Raw genomic sequence first — 16,691 nt, 5'->3', positions numbered from 1 at the left:
TCAGCCTCCCTGGGTCGCGCTGACGATCTCGACCCGGTCGCCGGGCCGCAGCGTTGTCTGCGCCCATTCGGCCTTGGTCAGCACGTTCTGGTTCACTGCCACCGCGATCCCGGTGCTGCGGTCGGAGTACTCCGAGATCAGCTCGGCCACGGACTTCCCGGACGGCACGTCGATCGCCGTACCGTTCACCCAGACGGATTCCATCGCGCTTCCTCCCTACGCCGGAATTACCCGATTCAGGTTCAGCGGTCGGTGACGGCGTAGTCACCCTCTCAGCCCACTCCTGCGAGCTCCCGCGGACGTCTCGACTATAGCTGACAGATCAATCGACGTCGGTGCCGGTGAGGAGGGCGGCGAGCTCTGTCGGTCTGTAGAGGACCTGTTTGCCGGTGCGTTGCGGCTCGACCAGGCCGGTCCGGCGGAGGAGCTGGAGGTGCTGGCTGACGGCTGACGGTGTCACCTTCAGCTCGCCGGCCAGGTCGGTGGTGGTGCGGGGATAGGTCAGGAGCTCGAGGATGCGCGCCCGCGGCGTACCGATCAGCTGGGCCAGGTCCTGCTGGGAGGGTGGCTCGACGACGGACCACAGGTGTGCCTGTCCGCGGGGCGGGTAGCCGAGCAGCGGGTCCGCGCCAGGGTCGAACGGGATCACGGCATGCGGTCCGAACAGGGTCGGCTGCAGGACGAGTCCCCGTCCGTCGATGTCCTCGGTCCGGCTCGGGTCGGCGACGCGGTCGACCCGGAGCAGCCCGTCCGCGTAGCTGATCGCCGGGCCGAGACCGTTCAGCATCGCGCCGGTCCCTTGCTGGGTGAGGATGTGGCCCCGGTAGCTGATGTCCGCGGACAGGAGCGTCCGCATGCGGCTCCAGTACGGCGCCATGACGGCCTGCCAGTACTCCGTCAGCGCGGCAACCACCTTGTCGATGGTCAGCCCTTCGGGCAGTTCGCCGTTCACTGCGATCAGCTGGCGCGCGAACGTGTCCTTGCTGACGCTTGCGATCAGTTCGAGTTCGTCGGCGAGCTGGGTGAGCGGTGACGTCGGCCGGGGCGTGAGGAAGTCCGGGCTGCCCATGGTGTCGTTGACGAGCCACCGCAGTACGTCCCAGTCGAGGTCGGCGACGTACGGCTGCACGGCGCGGACCCAGCCGAGCTGCAGCGGGAAGCGGCCCGGGTCCCGGAGCGCGCGGAACGACAGCACCATCTCCGCGACCGGCGACACCGCGAACCGCACGTCCGCGAGATCGCGCGACGTCAGCCGGTAGGTGAGCACTGCGGTCCTGTTCTGTCGGTGGCCGGTGAGAGGGTCGTTGGTGATTGGAGGACACATGGAGTTTCGCACGATGGACGACGACGAAGCGGCTGAGTTTCTGGCCCGGCCACTGGTGGCTGTGCTGGCGATCGACGAGCCTGGTTGGTCGCCACATGTGACGCCGGTCTGGTTCCACCACCTGCCCGACGGCAACAGGTTCCAGGTGATGACGCCTCGCCGGTCCAAGAAGGCCAGACTGCACGGGTCCGGCACAGGTGAGTTGTCGCTCTCGATCCAGACGACCGACGGGCCGACCGCGAAGTACCTCAACATGCAAGGCGTCGCGGTACTGCGGCCGCTCAGCACGGAGCTGCTGCACGCGATGGTGGAGAAGTACCTGCCACCGGAGTTCCACGAGGCGTACCTGGCCGAGCCACCGGAGGATTCCATGTTCGACATCACGCCACGGCGGATCACCTCCGGTGTGATCGGCTGACAGTTCACCGGGCTGTGTCGTCGTACCCGGTATGACCACACTCACCGAGGTGAACGGCGACTACGTGCTCGATGCCGCGCGGACGCGGATCGGGTTCGTCGCGCGGCACCGGATGGCGACCAGGGTGCGCGGGCGGTTCGACGTGTTCGAGGGCGCCGTACGGCTGGACAGCGACGATCCGGCCAGGTCGACCGCGTGGCTCACGATCCAGGCGAACAGCATCGAGACCGGGGACCGCAGGCGCGACGCTCAGCTACGCAAGAGCTTCCTCGACGCGCCGGCGCATCCGGTCATCACGTTCGTGGCGACAGCCGTGGAGCGGACAGGTACGACGACGTTCGCCGTGACGGGCGATCTGACGATCCGGGGCGTCACGCATCCGGTCACGGTCCCGTTCGAGCTGACTCACGTGGACGACGACGTCACGTTCACTGCCACGCTGCCGATCGACCGCTCCCGCTGGCAGGTGAACTGGAACGCCGCAACCACCCTCCTCGTCAGCCCGACGGTGCTCCTGGACCTCCAAGTCACCGCCAGTCCACGGGGCTGACCCCTGTCAGCCGCAGCAGTGGCGAGCTGCCTGTCCGCGGTGGGGATCGGCAGGAGCAGCGCCTGGCCGGCTCCACTGCGGCACTGGTCGCCCGTCGCGCTCCCACCAGCTGCCGGTCGGCTGCTGCGGCCATCCTGCTGGCGAGTCCTCCCAGTGCTCTTGGCGGCCGTAGACGGTCAGATCGAGGAGGTGCGCCTGCACCATGGCGGTCTCCACTCCGCGGCCGACAGCTTCGTTCGTCAGGTATGCGCCGCCGTCGACGCGTAGGTAGCAGGAGTAGTTGCCCGGTTCGTCGACCAGACTGCCCCGGACTGCTTCGTCCTGGACACCGGTCGTCGAGTACCAGGCGTACGGATAGCCCATGAACTCCTTGTACGGCGCGATCTCGTCCCACGGCGCATCGGTGAACACGGCGAACGACACGCCACGGTGGCGCAGATAGCTGGTGTCGTGGACGTCGTACAGGGAGGCCGTGCAGCCCTCGCACTGCCCTTCGATGCCGGCGCCCGGCCACCACATGTGCTTGTAGACGATCAGCTGGTCGCGGCCCTCGAAGACGTCCAGGAATGACACCGGACCGTGCTCGCCGACGAGACGGGCCGAGGCGTCGACCTCGATCATCGGCAGCCTCCGCCTGGCCGCGGCGATCGCGTCGCCTTGGCGGGTGTGGGCCTTCTCCCGGACCAGTAGGGCGTTGCGCTCGTGCAACCACGTCGTACGGTCAACGACCTCCGGCACTGCTGACATCGCGGTTCTCCTCGCACTCGTCGGAACTGTCACAAGGGTTGGACGAGGGACCACGGGGACCGTCATCGGTTTTCTGTACGCTGATCCGGATCAGGGCTGGAGGCGTACGGCGATGAAGGACGAGTCTCTCGAGGAGCACCGTCCACGGCTGCGTGCGCACTGCTACCGGCTCACCGGAAACGTTGCCGACGCCGACGATCTGGTCCAGGAGACGTTCCTGCGTGCCTGGCGGTCGCGGGACCGCTTCGAGGGCCGCTCCGCCGTACAGACCTGGCTCTATCGAATCGCCACCAACATCTACCTGGACCAGCGCAAGTCCGCCGTACGCCGATCGGTGCCGTCGGGCGACCCGCTGGAATGGAGCACCGAGCTGGGCCCGTATCCGCAGCAGCCCGGCGTCGACCCCGCATCGGGCGCGCTGGCCCGCGAGACGGTCGAGCTCGCGTTGATCGCGGCGCTGATGCATCTGCCGCCGCGGCAGCGTGCCGTCTTCGTGCTGAGCGAGGTCTCGGGCTGGACCCCCACGGAGATCGGCGAGAGCCTCGGCCTGGCCCGCACCGCCGTCAACAGCCTCCTGCAACGCGGTCGTCAGACGCTGCGCAACCGGGCGCCCGAGGACCGCTACCGCTGGACCAGGCCGGAACTGACCGCCGCCGACGAAGACGTCCTCCGTCGGTACGCGGCGGCGATCGAGCCCGCGGACTTCCGCGCGCTGCTCGCCGACGACGTACGCATCACAATGCCGCCCGACCCACCGGTCATCGGCATCGACGCCGCCGCCGAGTTCCTGGGCCGCCCGCTGGACTGGCGCACCGTCCCCGTCGCAGCCAACGGACGCCCCGCACTGGCCTGCTACCTCCGCCACCCCGGATCCACCCTGTACGAGGCCACGGTCGTCGACGTACTCCGCATCGAGAACGGCCTGATCGTCGAGAGCAACGCGTTCGTCGGCGCCCGGCACGTCCTAGCGTTCGGCCTCCCCACAACCCTCCGATGACCCCCACCCAGCAATCCCGCACCAAACCTGACACACTGTTCCCCTCACCTCATGAGGGCCTCTAGCTCAATTGGCAGAGCAGCGGACTTTTAATCCGCGGGTTGTGGGTTCGAGTCCCACGGGGCCTACCACTTTCCGCAGGTCAGGCGCACATCAGCGTCTCGGACAGAGTTGGCAGGTCTGCTTTTACTCTGCCAATACGCAGAGTCACCACAGGCAGCTGGCGACGCGTTGTTGAGCGACGTCTCGCATCCTTTCGCACTGCTCTCGTTTCGCCCGATCTCCGGCCCGCCCAGCCGTTGAGCTTCCACGCGCAGCTGGACTGTGGAGGGCTGAGATGAGCAGACCGCACCTTCCGATCGGAACGTGGGGCAACGTCCGAACCCGTGCTGAGAGGAAGGACGCCCAGGGCAAGGTGGTCTCCTGGCGCGCGTCCACGTACTTCCGTGACCACGACGGACGTACCCGTGAGGTCACCGCCTCCGCCAAGACCAAGGGCGCAGCCGAGCACCGCCTACTCACGAAGCTGAGAGACCGCGCAAAGCTCACGCATTCCGCCGAGCTGAGACCAACGGACAAGATCAACGACCTCATCGACCTCTGGATCGAGAAGTTCGAGGAACGCATCGAAGACGGCCGTCGATCACCGACGACGCTGACGACGTACCGCACAGCCATCAAGAACCACGTACGGCCCGCCCTCGGTGAACTCCTGATCGGCGAGGCAACCACACCACGCATCGACAGAATCATCGGAACCATCAAGCGCAACGCCGGCCGATCCACTGCGAAGACCTGCCGCGCGGTCATCTCCGGCATGATGCAACTCGCCGTCCGGTACGGCGCTCTCACCGTCAACCCGGTCCGCGAGGTAGAGGCGGTCGAGGCCCGCCCAAGGAACCCGCCCCGAGCCCTCACCAACGAGGAGATCGCCGCCCTCAGACACCAACTGACCACCGACAAGGCGGCCGTACACGCCGACCTCCCGGACCTGGTGCTCTTCATGCTCGGCACAGGCGTCCGAATTGGCGAGTCGCTCGCAATCCTCTGGTCACAGGTCAACCTCGAGTCCGGCGCAGTCGAGATCACTCACACCATGGTTCGCGTCCCAGGCCAAGGCTTGATCCGCAAGGCCCCGAAGTCCAAGGCCGGCGAACGCGTCCTACCCCTCCCAGACTGGGCCGTCGCCATGCTCCGCCGACGCCACGCAGCGGGCGTCAACCTCGACGAACCCATCTTCGCCGACTCCCTTGGAGGCTTCCGAGACCCCTCCAACGTCCGCCGAGCCCTCCGCCGAGCACTGTCCCCCGTAGCCAGCACCGCCCGCCGAGACCTCGGCCAAGTACTGCGATCCGCGCGACTTCAGGCTGGCCTGACTCGCAAACAGGTCGCCACGAAGCTCGGCTGGCCGAAGACCAGACTCGAGCTGATCGAGACCGGCCGCATCAAGCTCGACCGCGAACTCGTAGCCACCCTCGTCAAGACCTATCGCATAAACCTCGACGCATCCCCCGACCTCAGCGCTCAAGTCGACCAAGCAGCCCAACCCTCACCCTCAGACGCCCTCACCTGGATCCGCTCCCACACCTTCCGCAAGACCACCGCCACCGCCCTAGACCGCCGAGGCCAATCCGCCCGCCAAATAGCCGACCACCTAGGCCAAGCCCAAGTCTCCATAACCCAAGACGTCTACATGGGCCGCCGAATCCACAACCCTTCCGCAGCCCAAGCCCTAGACCAAGAATTCGCCAACCTCGACCTCTGGTGAGAACCGCCCGTGCGTTGGTCGCTTGACGTCGGGTCGAACTCGCGCCGGCTGCTGGTCCTGGGGGCAGTCTCCGCAGGCCAGCGCTTCTAGGACGTCGGCGGCGAGCGAGGTGGCAGCATTTCGGTTGGGCGATTCCGCTGTAACCGGTACAGGACGTCACCTTGGATCGGATCTGCGTGGTGCACGGCGGGCAGCGCGAAGCAGATCCGCCAACGAATGGCGAATGACCTGATGCCAAGGGCGACCTTTCAGGAGGTAGCTGGGCACCTTCACGCGTCAAAGAAGGTTAGTATGGTCGAGAGGATGTCTCGTGTCTTGCCTGGTGCAGGAGCTTGTACGCCGAGTCCGTCCATCAGCGTCCTGTAGTAGTCGACGTCCGAAGGGTCGTCCAGGTAGAGGGAACTGGTCCGCTGCTCGAGGTGGACGACATTCGGGAGGTCTGTGTGGGGGTACTGGAGGAGCGTGAACGCTTCCGTCATGGAGCCGCCACAACTGAACGGCAGCACCTGTATGGTCACGTTCGGCTGTTGGGAGAGCATGATGAGATGCTCGAGCTGCGCCCTCATCACCGTCACACCGCCGAACGGCCTTCTCAACGCCGCTTCGTCGAGAATGGCCCACAACCGTACGGGTTGGTCTTGGCGAGTGAGCGACTTCTGCCGCTGCACGCGCAGCTCGACCGACCGCTCGAGCTCGCCAGATGGGCGGGTACCCAGGCCGAGCTGGAGAGTCGCCCGAGCATAGTCAGGTGTCTGCAACAGGTCGGGGATGTGACTGGTGGAGTACAAACGGATCAGTGATGCTGATGCTTCGAGGCTGACGTACGCAGGAAGTCCGCTTGGCAACTGATCCGCAGACTGGTGCCACCAGCCGGTCTGCTCGGCCTGCATAACCAGTCGACCGAACGACTCGATTGTGACTTGGTCCGTTATGCCGTAGAGGGTGAGCAGATCCACGACATCGCGCTGTTTGATACCGACCCGGCCATTTTCGAGTCGACTGATCTTGGACTCCGACGCCCGGATTGCCCAGCCTGCGTCCGCGCGGCTGATGCCGGACGCGATGCGAAGCTGACGAAGCTCAGCACCGAGCGCGATCCTCAAGACAGTCGGCTGCCGGGCTGGTGATGGCCATGCGATCGCCTGGCGTAAAGCGACATCGGCAATACCTGGATCGGTCTCGTTCTTTTCCGGCGAGGGCTCCAGGAGGGTCGACCTGATGGAGCGGACACCGATCAGTGTTCGCACGGTCCAGACCAATCTGGTCAGTGCACCCTGCGGTAGCTCAAGCAGTTCCGCGTACCACTCTTCGACGTAGCGGTCCCGGGAGTCATCAGGCAGTTGCCGTGCGCCCAGCCGAATGATGAAGCGACAGGCGGGGGTGATCCAACCAAGGAACTCTTCCGTGATGACCCCCGCCGCGAGCGCAGCCAGTGCCCAAAGTACGAGACTCACGCCTGCCCCCACGCCGGCCGAGCAGCGTTTGGCGCAACTTTTCGGCTCTTGTTCGGAGGAAGTGAAGGCCTACCGAACTTCGCAAGTTCTGTAGTTCCGGCCCGGCGGCCAAGACCAGTCAGATGGTAGTAGCGACGCCGTGGCCGCCCGGCCTCCCGCGGATCGACCTCTTCCCAGTCGCTCGTGATCCAGCTGGCCCTCTCGAGCCGCGCCAGGACCGGATACAGCGTCCCGCTTTTCAAGCCTGTGTGCTCTGAGAGCGCCAGTCCATATAGGTGCTCGTCGGGTCCGGCCGCGATGAAGACTTGGAGCACCTTCAGCACCGGCACGGTGATCCTCAGCTCCACCATGATCGAAACTCTACATAGCCAGCGGGTGGGCGTCCACTATGAGAGCCTCCATGCGTCGGCTCAGCGTCCGCCTCGCTGGACGCGGCTCATCGTGGCCTCGCGAGCGGAGGAGCATCAGATGTCCAGGTCGACGCCGGGCCGGGTCGCCCTGTGCGAACCCCGCCCAAGCGCGACATCTGTAATTTGTGGACTGATTCTTGCGTCGATCTCAGACCATCCGTAGGCACCGGCTCCGGCTGTCCATCTGTTCTGTCACTGTGCTCGAGACGGACGCTGAACGAGCACGAACTCACAGCCACATCGAGGGCTCTCCGCATGCAGGAGCGGACGTGTCCGTAGGCGGTGCCTACTGCGCCTTGAGTCGGCGATGGCGACGTCAGTCTGGTTGTGGTGAGACGGACCGCGTTGGCACCTCCTCAATCGGTTGGTCGGGAGCTTGTGATGAGAGGCCGGCTATCGCTTTGATGAGTCGGGACCGCTCGCGGTGCTGCTCGCCAGCGTTGGCCGGTAGCGCGTCTCCGAGGATTGAGTCGCTCGTGATCTCGTAGCGCTCTCTGTAGGCGGCGATTTCACGGGCGAGTTCGCTAAGTTCTTGGTCTGATGTTGTGCTCGCCGTACGACGCAATTCGCTATACCAGGCGGGTGGGTTGGCATGCAACTCGTCCGCGAGCCAGTTGGCTCGTTCAATGATCTGAGACTCGAGTTCGCGCAGTGGCGCGATCAATGCCGGGTCGCTGACGTTCGTGGCTGGAGTGATGAGGCCGCCGATCTGCGTCGGGCGGTGGCCAGTCTTGTGTAGCGAGCGTGCAGTCAGACGGCGGACTCTGTGGTGGATCACGGCGGCGAGGTCGTTGGCGGTTGTGAGTGGTGATTGGTTGACGGCGTGGTGGAGTAGGTCGGTGATGTTGAGGCGAGCGTTTTCGGCGCGGCGGAGTTCGGCGATGAGGGGGCCGTATGCGGGGGAGGCTTGGAGTGCGGCTTGGTCGGCTGGTTCGAGGCCGGAGGCGGCGATGGCGGGTTGGTAGCGCTTCTTGGCGTCGAGTTGGCAGAGGTGTTCGTGGATGGGGACGAGGCGGTCGAGGCGGGTGGCGTTGTCGAGTTCTTGGCGCATGACCTCGTGTGCGGATTGCTCGACGCCGGGATCGTTGAGGACCGCGTCGAGGACGTCTTGCATGGTCTGTTCGGGGCGGGGTTCGTGGAGGTCGGTGCTCGTGTGGTGGGTGGCGATGTAGGCGTTGTTGGCGTGGCGGCCGCGGGTCATGCCGACGTACATGAGGGCTCGGGTGAGGTGGTCGGTGACGAGGAGGTGGGCGGTGTCGACGGTGGCGCCTTGGGCTCGGTGCGCGGTAGTGGCGTAGGCGAGTTCTACCGATTCTTGGACGTAGGTGCTGGGCAGGGTGACGGTGTCGCCGGTGTGGTTTTGGACGGTGAGGGAGCCGTCGGGCCAGCGGTGGATGACGGTCCAGTGGTCGCCGTTCTTCACGAACTGGCGGCTGCCGTAGGGGAGGCGGCGGTTGTTGAGGCGGGTGACAATGTGGTCGCCGAGGCCGACGTGGTTGCCGTTGTGGAGTTCGATACCGTCGGGTTCGACGTCGCCTGTGATGATGCGGTCGATCCGGGCACGGGCGTTGAGGCGGGCGACGGTGGCGTTATCGGCAGCGATGAGCAGGCTGGTCTTGCCGTTGTTGGTGTCGGCGAGCCAGGCCTTGTAGGCGGCGTCTTCCATCGCCTCTGATGAGCCAGCGGTGAGCCGGTGGTGGTCGTCGTAGGCGTCGATGGCGATGAGGTCGCCGCGCCGGAGGGCGAGGCTGGCGTCGCGTTCCCAGGGGGTGGTGAAGCGCCAGACGTCGGTGAGTTCGGCGGCTTGGGTGTCGTGGGCGATGAGGCGGAAGGCGCCGCCGGTGTCGGCGGCAGAAAGCTGGGCGTCGTCGCCGACAAGTAGCAGTTTGGCGCCTGCGGTGTTGGCGGCGCGGGCGAGGGTGGCGAGTTCCATGGTGCTGGCCATGGAGGCTTCGTCGACGATGACGAGCTGGTTGTTGTGGAAGCTCCATCGATCGTGCTCGGCTCTCAGGGCGGCGAGCTGCGCCATGAGTCGCTGGTGGCGGAGACGGCGCCCTGAGCGGCTGGCGAGGCCGGCGGCGTGTTCGGTGTGCAGGATCATGTTGCGGCGTTCTTCGGCGCCGAGGCCGGCGGACTCGTAGATCCACTTGGCGATGTTCTCGGTGGGGGCGCCGATGGCGTCCGCCAGGACGGTTGAGGCGGCCGACGAGGGTGCAAGCGCGATGGTTGACCCGTCGCCGTGGCGGGCTTCCCAGCTGGCCGCGAGTGCGGACAACAGGCTGGTTTTGCCGGTGCCGGCTGGGCCGATGAGGGCCTCGAGCTTCTGGCCGCTGGTCGCGATTCTGCGCAGTGCGGCGGCCTTGTCGGGGCTGAGTCCGGCGGTGTGGATCGTGGCTGGGGCGATGGTGGGTCCGTTGGCGTCGTGGGCCATGTCGAGCAGGACGGCTTCGGCGCCGAGGATGACGGGTGAGGTGTAGATCTGGCCGTTGTGGATGGTGAACACGTTCTCGCCGCTGGCGCGGGTGACGGGGATGGTCACGAGGTCGGGTGCGGTGAGGCTGATCGAGTGCTGCTCGGCGCGTTCGACGATCGCCTGTAGCGCGGCGAACCGGTCGGTGGTGGAGACGAAGCGGAGGAGTCGGGTTTGGCGTGCGGCCTCGGCGAGGAGGTTCCAGCGCGTCCAGGTCGCGCGTTTGGTTTGCAGGGTCAGCACGGTCGCGGCGCCGTACGCGTCGAGCGTTTCCGGGCTCAGGTCTGCCGCCGCCATGGGACGTTCGCCGACGTTGTTGAGGGCGCGTTGGATGGCGGCGACGGCGTCCGGTCCGATGACTTGGTCGGCGCGTTTGCGCCACTGCGCCATCAGTACGGTGAGGGGTTGGGCGACGTGCTTGCCTGGCCGGTTCATGAGGGTCGCGTGCTGCCGTAGGGCGTACATTTCGCGGCGGCCGGGTGGGTGGATCTGGTCAAGTCGCTCGTCCAGAAGTGCGGTCAGGTTGGCTTCGATCTGTTCGCTTCTTGCAGAGAACTCGCGGAGCAGTTCGTCCGGAATCGCGTCGATCTCGAACGCCGGATTGCGCCGGGAACCGCGTTCGCGAAGCTCCCATTTCACGCCCAAACGACGCGCGAGATGGTCGGCGAGAAGCACGTTGTGGATCTCCGACATCGCCACCGCGGCGCGGTACAGCACCCGCCCATCCAGCGTCCGCCACGTGCCGTCCGGGCCCTGTACGCGGTTCGCGACCACCACGTGAGTGTGCAGTTGCGGGTCGCCACTGCGGCTGTCCCAGTGATCGAACGCCGCCGCGATCAGCCCGCGGGTGTCCAATTGTGCGATGCCGCCATCGCCGCTCCTGGTGAACGCCGCGTGCTGCTCGATCAGCGACAACACGTCGGCGACAGCCTCGTGATGCGCAGCCACTATCTGCTCCTGGATACCCACATCGGCAGTCGCCCACAGCGCGGACACCGACTTCACCGGCGAGAACGTCAGATCGAATCCGGCCACCGCCTGCCGCGACTTCTTCCGCATCTCCTCCCGGCGAATCTGTGCCACCGCGCGCTCCCGTTCGGCGTCGGACAGGGCAGGGTCGAGGTCGCGGATCCGGTCCCGGATCCGCTCCTCCGGACCCTTGAAAACTCGGTACGGCTCGCCGAGCGTCCGGCCGGTCATCGGATTCTCCGCGCGTCCGAACAGCGCCGCCATCTGAGCCTCGGTCACCTCGCTCCCTGGAACCAACTCGCCGACACCGAGACCGCTGAGCCCCTGTCCCATCCAGCGGCCGGGCGGGTATCCCGATGCGGTGTAGTACGCGGTCAACGGCGTAACCATCCGCCGATCAACATCGCCCGCAGCGACATGCCGAAGCAGATACAGGTACCCCTCTCCGGCGTTCAGTCGGTGGATACTCAGCACAGTCGCCAGCCCGGAAAGTGGCGGTTGAGTCTGTTCGCTTGGTCGGTCATACAAGCTCAACGTCTGAGCGATCAGGGCGCTGATCGCGGCGGCACCCGACGGAGTCGCCCGGCATGCAAGAGGTGTGCGGGTGTTGGGTTTGTCGTTCTGGCCGCGAGTTCGAGTTCGCGGGCTGAGATGGTCGTGCTTCGTTCGATAACGACGGGCGCTGCAGGTTGCCCGAGTGCAGCGGGCAATCGGTCTCAACGTCTCGGATGGTCCGGCCGGTGGCGTCTCCGGCGGTAAGGTCAACCCAAGTTGAGAGTCCGGTGCGGCGCCCGCCTGAGCCGGAAGCTGCGGTGTGCTCGGTTGCAGCGTGCTCAGGTCGTCACTGACTCCGTACTTGGGTACGGGGTTGACCATGGGGGAGATGAGGACGAGCGAGTTGGCTGGGCGTGCTGGGGTGAACGCTGAGCCGCTGCGCTATTACGAGCGTCACGGGCTCCTGACGGCCCCGCCGCGTACCAGTGGCGGCTATCGGGACTACCCGGAAACGATGTTGGAGTTGCTGCGATTCATCAAACGGGCCCAGGAACTGGGGTTCACCCTGGACGAGGTGGAGGAATTGCTTCATCTGAACGCGGGCGGCCCGGAAAGCTGTGACATGGCGAGCGTTGGCGGAGCGGCGGCGCGCCGACGTGGAGTCGCGGATCCACGACCTGCAACGGATGCGTGATTCCCTGGCGCAGTTGGTCGCGACCTGCGAGCTGCCTCGCGCGGATCGGCGCTGCGCATTGCTCGAGGCACTCGGCACCCAGAGCGAGGCGACCCGATGAGGCTCGAGGTTCTGCATGTCCCGGAGTGCCCGAACGTCGCCCCGATGCTGGACCGGCTAGCACTGGTCACGGATGTGCCGGTCACGACTCGGATGATCGACACCGATGCGGACGCGGTCCGGTTCGGCATGGTCGGCTCGCCGACGTTGCTGGTCGACGGTGTCGACCCGTTCGTCTCAGTCGATGACGATGAGGAGTGCGCGTGCACCACCCTGTCGTGTCGTCTGTACCGCGACGAGGCCGGCCGGATCGTTCCGGCGCCATCGGTCGGGCAACTGCGCAAGGCAAATCGTCGCAGCCGGCCAGCAGCCACAAGACACACCATCCGGCGTACTGAGTGCTTGGCGGGCGCGGGCCCTGCCACTGGATTCCGTCCAGCGGGCGGTGCATCAGGCCATCCTTCGTTGTCTCGCTGCGACAGGCCGACCGCCCGGCCGGGGCGATCTGAAGGCCGCAGCGTCGATCGGCGGTGGCTCGAGCGTCGAGGAGACCTTTGAGGCACTGCATGACTCGACGCGATCCGCCTGGCGCCGGATGGGCAGATCGCGATCGCGTACCCGTTCTCCGCCGTACCCACGCGGAACGGTGTCCGCATCGCCGGACCACCCGGCGAGGGAGTGGATGTGTTCGCGATGTGCGCGATCGATGCGCTGGGCATCTCGGCGATGCTCGGCCGAGACACCGTCATCGAAACGGTGGATGTCGTCAGCGGCCGGCCGATCACCATCACCACCAGCGACGGTCGGACTAGCTGGGAACTCGCAACCGCAGTGGCGTTCGTCGGCGCTGAAGAATGCGGCGGACCGTCGGCTGACTGCTGCTGTGACTACCTCAACGTGTTCGCCGACGACGGCGCCGCCCAGGCTTGGGCGGACGCGCACCCGAATGTGCCCGGGCAGATCCTCAGCCAGCAGGAGGCCGAAGAGCTTGCAGTTCGTCTGTTCGGCCACTTGCTCTCCGCCAGCTGACCTACGCCGTACACGGGCGGACGTCGTTCTGCGATACGACAAGGTCAGATTCGGAGGCCCACTGCTGATCGCGCTCGTCGGTTCTATGGCAAAGACCCCCGCTGCCCAGGCAACAGCTGTCCTGCGGTCTTCCGCGACGGGAGAGGCAACGTCTACTTCCAAGTTGAGATGGTCGTCGATCCAGCGCTGCTGGCCAGGCTGTCCTAGGAATGCGAACCTTCGGACTCGGAGTCCCGGCGGTCGAGAGGCGGAGCCGGTTTCGGCATGGGAGACTCGTGCTAGCAACTTTTCGCAACATCGGTGACAGGCAACATCGAGGAATTTCAGACTTGGCGAAGCAAGCTTGAGAAACCGATGCAGACAGGGGATCACCATGAAGCTGACGCTCGTTGCAGGCGACCCGGAGTCGGCTCCGAAGAACAGCCCGACCCTCTACAAGACCGACCGGGGCAGCTGGGTCGTGCAGGGATGGGTCGTCACTGACCCGGACGCCCTTGCAACGCTCAACCTCCCGGATGGTGAGACGGCGGTCGAGATTCCGGACCGGATGATTCCGTTCTTCGCGAACCCGTAGGTCGGCCGGCGTGGAGGAGATCACCGAGGAAGCCTTCGACGAACTCCTGACGGGGTTCAAGCGCAGTTCGGTGCACCTGGAGACCCGCGATGCGTACGGCACTGAGGTTGAACTGCCGCATATGGCGAAGTGGAAGCGCGGTGAGGCGGACGACTTCGAGTGGCTGCAGGAGTGGTGTACGACGCTTGGTGAGCATGTTGCCGCAGGCCGAACGGTGCGACGGGCAAAGATCGTCTCGGAACCGCTCAGCGAATACCAGCGGTGGGTCTACACCGTGTTCACGCCCATCGCCGCAGCCGGTGAGGACATCCGCTGGGTGCCACGACGATCGGTCTCGGAGCTGTGCATACCCGGCAATGACTACTACCTGCTCGATGACGAGAGAGTGGTGTTTCTGCACTACGCCGGGTCCGGCCTGAACACGGCGTTCACGACCACAACTGACCCGTCCGTCGTGGAGATGTGCCGCGAGGCATTCGACAGTGTGTGGTCGTTGGCGATACCGCACAGTGAGTACAACCCCGAATAGCGCCACCCGAAAGGCGCAGGAAGCGTTGGGCCTGCGTCTTCGGGAGCTGCGCAAGGATGCCGGGCTGACTGGTCGCGAGCTCGCTGCCGCGACCGGTTGGCATTTCACGCGTGTCTCGAAGCTGGAGCACGGGGTACAGGCACCCTCAAACGAGGACATTCGCCTGTGGTGCGAGGCGTGCTCCGCGGAGGAGCAGACTGCGGACCTGATCGCCCAGGCTCGCACAGTCGAGTCGATGTACATGGAGTTCAAGCGGCAGACCCGCGCGGGTATGAAGCAGATGATGCTCACGCCGGTGCCTCTGGACGAGCGAACCGAGCGCTTCCTGATCTACGAGCACCACGTCATCCCCGGGTTCTTCCAAACGGCCGGCTATATACGGGCGATGCTCAAGTTCTGGTTCGGGTTTCTTGAGGTACGCAACGACATCGACGAGGCAGTGGCTGCTCGTATCGACCGCCAATCGGTGCTCTATGACGGCAGCAAGACCTTCGGGGTGGTCCTTGAGGAGGCCGCTCTGTACACGCGCTTCGGGGATGCGGAGACGTTGGCCGGTCAACTGGACCGCCTGCTGTCGGTGATGAGTTTGCCGAACGTTGCGCTTGGCATCGTTCCGCGCAGTGTAGAGCGGGCCGTGGTGGGGCAAGTGAGCTTCTGGGTCTTCGATGACAAGCTGGTGAGCCTGGAAACACCAACGGCGAGTATCGAGATCACCGCACCGCAAGAGGTAACCATGTACGGGCGGATGTTCGACCAACTACGGCAGCCTGCGGTCTATGGGAAGACCGCACGCGCTCTCGTCATCAAGGCGCAAAACGAACTAGTCGACGGCAACTAATCGCAACCGCCTAGCGGCTGCTTTCGTTGCGCTCCTACGGTTCAGACATGGCATCAGGAACTACTTCGCGCCTCGCGGTGGAGTGGGGTGGCGAACCGAACGAAACCGGCTGGCCAACGTTGCGGCCCACCGAGCGCTGCGACGGCGAGAACCCGATGACCGGCAGCGCCTGCATCAACGGCCACCACAAGGGCTACCACCGAGACGCCTCCGGCGCAGAGTGGCTGGACGACGAGTAACTCCCGATCCGGCAGGGCGTGCGTGCCGACCCCGCATCCGCGCCCGCCCTGCACGCCAATCGAACGACCCCTGGCCCGGCCACTGACAGCCTGGAGGTCGTTCGTCGTTTGACACGTAAACTGCCGCCATGGACCTGGCAGGGTATGGGCGTCGTCGCTCGCAAACTCGCCGGCCTGAATCAGCGGCTCACCAGCCACACGCCCATCTCATGTGCCCGGGTCAACGATGAGATTTTGGCAGGCTACGAGGATCGATGGGATCTGCTGGGAACGCAGGCGTCGGAGATCCCAGTGTTGCTTCCATCGTGGGTGCGTGAGACGCAATGCTTGAACGAGTCGGCTTGCCGCCTGGGCACCCTTGGAACATCTCACTGCCAATTTGGTAGCTCGACGTGCGGCACGAGCGTGTGGCCTGGTGCAGCCAGTCGCAGACATGGAGACCGGATAGCTTGTCTGCCTGTTGGGAGGGCGCATGTCGCAGTTGGACTTCACGAACCAGGTCTATGACTATCTCCGTACGCTCGGTGAGCCGGGCGACGAAGTGATATCGCGCATCAAACCGTGGCTGAAGGCCACCTATGGTTTAGACGAGCGTGAGGCCGTTCATGCTCGGAAGATCGCAATGGGGAGGCTGTTCGCCCGCGGGCTCATCCACCGAGTCAATGCACGCGGACCGTACGTTCGTATCCTCGGCTGAGGGTGCCCGGTTGCGGGTGGAGCGGTTGCGAGCCACGGTATACAACGGTGTTCGGACACTTCCCCCACCCGCAGCAGGCCGATTCTGGCTATGTGTCTGTTTTCCCGGCAAGCCATGTCGTGGGCCTAAGCGCGTCGAGCTCGTTGAGCAGCCGGTCGTCGAGTTCATCGACGTCCGGGACGCCAACAGACCTCAGGTGTATATCCAGCTCACTCTGGAGCTTCTCCTGACGGCGGGCGATCTCTGCCAGCTGGGCAGTGGCGCGGTCGCGTGCGTCAACCGATGGCTTCAAGACGAAGTACTCACGCAGGAACTGGTGTGCCAAGTAGTTCCGCGCTTCGAGAGCTCCGTCGAGCTGGTCCAGCAAATCGCGTGGGCCAATGAGGCTGGGTGCGTAGCCCCCGAAGTAGATCGCCGAAGGTCGTGCCGTTCCACTTCTCAACCTTGGCA

18 protein-coding genes, 1 tRNA gene, 1 pseudogene and 1 riboswitch are annotated in these 16,691 nt (G+C 65.4%); of the genes and pseudogenes, 13 read left to right on the top strand and 7 right to left on the bottom strand.

Annotated elements, in window-relative coordinates; all coding sequences use genetic code 11:
• Together thiS and BJY22_RS41385 are read right to left on the bottom strand one after the other, a co-directional pair.
• Positions 1–204: a sulfur carrier protein ThiS gene (gene thiS / locus BJY22_RS01870; protein WP_167203446.1), complete on the bottom strand. Its 204-nt coding sequence runs from the start codon at positions 202–204 to the stop codon at positions 1–3.
• Positions 197–307: riboswitch (TPP riboswitch) on the bottom strand. It overlaps the preceding gene by 8 nt.
• Before the next feature lie 15 nt (positions 308–322).
• Complete coding sequence (locus BJY22_RS41385; protein ID WP_167203445.1) at positions 323–1,267, bottom strand: DUF5937 family protein; 945 nt, start codon at positions 1,265–1,267, stop codon at positions 323–325.
• Positions 1,268–1,322: 55 nt separating this feature from the next.
• On the opposite strand from BJY22_RS41385, the gene BJY22_RS01860 reads away from it, so the two are divergent.
• Both BJY22_RS01860 and BJY22_RS01855 read left to right on the top strand, forming a co-directional pair.
• On the top strand, positions 1,323–1,742 hold the full coding sequence (locus BJY22_RS01860; protein ID WP_167203444.1) for a pyridoxamine 5'-phosphate oxidase family protein: 420 nt from the start codon (positions 1,323–1,325) through the stop codon (positions 1,740–1,742).
• A gap of 31 nt (positions 1,743–1,773) precedes the next feature.
• Entirely contained in the window at positions 1,774–2,292 is a 519-nt protein-coding gene (locus BJY22_RS01855; RefSeq protein WP_167203443.1) for a YceI family protein, read from the top strand.
• 6 nt (positions 2,293–2,298) lie between these two features.
• On the opposite strand, the gene BJY22_RS01850 is transcribed toward BJY22_RS01855, so the two are convergent.
• Positions 2,299–3,039, bottom strand: a complete 741-nt coding sequence (locus BJY22_RS01850) for a DUF899 family protein (RefSeq protein WP_202890956.1) — start codon at positions 3,037–3,039, stop codon at positions 2,299–2,301.
• A 112-nt stretch (positions 3,040–3,151) separates the two neighbouring features.
• Between BJY22_RS01850 and BJY22_RS01845 the strand changes: the two genes are divergently transcribed.
• From BJY22_RS01845 to BJY22_RS01835, 3 genes are all read left to right on the top strand, one after another.
• Complete coding sequence (locus BJY22_RS01845) at positions 3,152–4,036, top strand: RNA polymerase subunit sigma-70 (protein ID WP_167203441.1); 885 nt, start codon at positions 3,152–3,154, stop codon at positions 4,034–4,036.
• 55 nt (positions 4,037–4,091) lie between these two features.
• Positions 4,092–4,167, top strand: a tRNA-Lys gene (locus tag BJY22_RS01840).
• A 206-nt stretch (positions 4,168–4,373) separates the two neighbouring features.
• Positions 4,374–5,804, top strand: coding sequence for a helix-turn-helix domain-containing protein (locus BJY22_RS01835; protein ID WP_167203440.1), 1,431 nt, complete (start codon positions 4,374–4,376; stop codon positions 5,802–5,804).
• 269 nt (positions 5,805–6,073) lie between these two features.
• Here the strand turns inward: BJY22_RS01835 and BJY22_RS01830 are convergent, their stop codons facing one another.
• From BJY22_RS01830 to mobF, 3 genes are all read right to left on the bottom strand, one after another.
• Positions 6,074–7,258 carry a helix-turn-helix domain-containing protein gene (locus tag BJY22_RS01830; RefSeq protein WP_337758026.1) on the bottom strand — a complete coding sequence of 395 codons (1,185 nt, stop codon included), beginning with the start codon at positions 7,256–7,258 and terminating at the stop codon, positions 6,074–6,076.
• Positions 7,255–7,608 carry a PadR family transcriptional regulator gene (locus BJY22_RS01825; RefSeq protein ID WP_202890955.1) on the bottom strand — a complete coding sequence of 118 codons (354 nt, stop codon included), beginning with the start codon at positions 7,606–7,608 and terminating at the stop codon, positions 7,255–7,257. The genes BJY22_RS01830 and BJY22_RS01825 overlap by 4 nt, the downstream gene beginning before the upstream one ends.
• Positions 7,609–7,984: 376 nt before the next feature.
• Complete coding sequence (gene mobF, locus BJY22_RS01820) at positions 7,985–11,983, bottom strand: MobF family relaxase (RefSeq protein ID WP_272954808.1); 3,999 nt, start codon at positions 11,981–11,983, stop codon at positions 7,985–7,987.
• Between mobF and BJY22_RS01815 the strand changes: the two are divergent.
• The 8 genes and pseudogenes from BJY22_RS01815 to BJY22_RS01785 all read left to right on the top strand — a co-directional run bounded on the left by BJY22_RS01815 (position 11,982) and on the right by BJY22_RS01785 (position 16,241).
• Positions 11,982–12,396, top strand: a pseudogene (locus BJY22_RS01815) (MerR family transcriptional regulator). The gene mobF and the pseudogene BJY22_RS01815 sit on opposite strands and share 2 nt — an antisense overlap.
• Positions 12,393–12,893 carry a hypothetical protein gene (locus BJY22_RS41375; RefSeq protein WP_238350266.1) on the top strand — a complete coding sequence of 167 codons (501 nt, stop codon included), beginning with the start codon at positions 12,393–12,395 and terminating at the stop codon, positions 12,891–12,893. The pseudogene BJY22_RS01815 and the gene BJY22_RS41375 overlap by 4 nt, the downstream one beginning before the upstream one ends.
• Before the next feature lie 21 nt (positions 12,894–12,914).
• The gene (locus tag BJY22_RS41370) at positions 12,915–13,364 is read left to right on the top strand and encodes an alkylmercury lyase family protein (protein WP_337759826.1); all 450 of its coding nucleotides are present in this window, start codon (positions 12,915–12,917) and stop codon (positions 13,362–13,364) included.
• 373 nt (positions 13,365–13,737) lie between these two features.
• Positions 13,738–13,938: a hypothetical protein gene (locus BJY22_RS01805; protein ID WP_167203438.1), complete on the top strand. Its 201-nt coding sequence runs from the start codon at positions 13,738–13,740 to the stop codon at positions 13,936–13,938.
• Positions 13,939–13,948: 10 nt separating this feature from the next.
• Positions 13,949–14,467 (top strand): DUF6879 family protein, encoded by a 519-nt coding sequence (locus BJY22_RS01800; protein WP_167203437.1) that lies wholly within the window; start codon positions 13,949–13,951, stop codon positions 14,465–14,467.
• On the top strand, positions 14,448–15,305 hold the full coding sequence (locus tag BJY22_RS01795) for a Scr1 family TA system antitoxin-like transcriptional regulator (protein ID WP_167203436.1): 858 nt from the start codon (positions 14,448–14,450) through the stop codon (positions 15,303–15,305). The genes BJY22_RS01800 and BJY22_RS01795 overlap by 20 nt, the downstream gene beginning before the upstream one ends.
• Before the next feature lie 47 nt (positions 15,306–15,352).
• On the top strand, positions 15,353–15,544 hold the full coding sequence (locus BJY22_RS01790; protein ID WP_167203106.1) for a hypothetical protein: 192 nt from the start codon (positions 15,353–15,355) through the stop codon (positions 15,542–15,544).
• A 472-nt stretch (positions 15,545–16,016) separates the two neighbouring features.
• Complete coding sequence (locus BJY22_RS01785) at positions 16,017–16,241, top strand: hypothetical protein (protein WP_167203435.1); 225 nt, start codon at positions 16,017–16,019, stop codon at positions 16,239–16,241.
• Between the two features lie 88 nt (positions 16,242–16,329).
• On the opposite strand, the gene BJY22_RS40925 is transcribed toward BJY22_RS01785, so the two are convergent.
• On the bottom strand, positions 16,330–16,608 hold the full coding sequence (locus BJY22_RS40925) for a hypothetical protein (protein WP_202890954.1): 279 nt from the start codon (positions 16,606–16,608) through the stop codon (positions 16,330–16,332).
• Between the last annotated feature and the right edge of the window lie 83 nt (positions 16,609–16,691).

The sequence above is a fragment of the Kribbella shirazensis genome (assembly GCF_011761605.1).
GTDB lineage: Bacteria > Actinomycetota > Actinomycetes > Propionibacteriales > Kribbellaceae > Kribbella > Kribbella shirazensis.
This window is presented reverse-complemented; position numbering and strand designations above follow the sequence as displayed.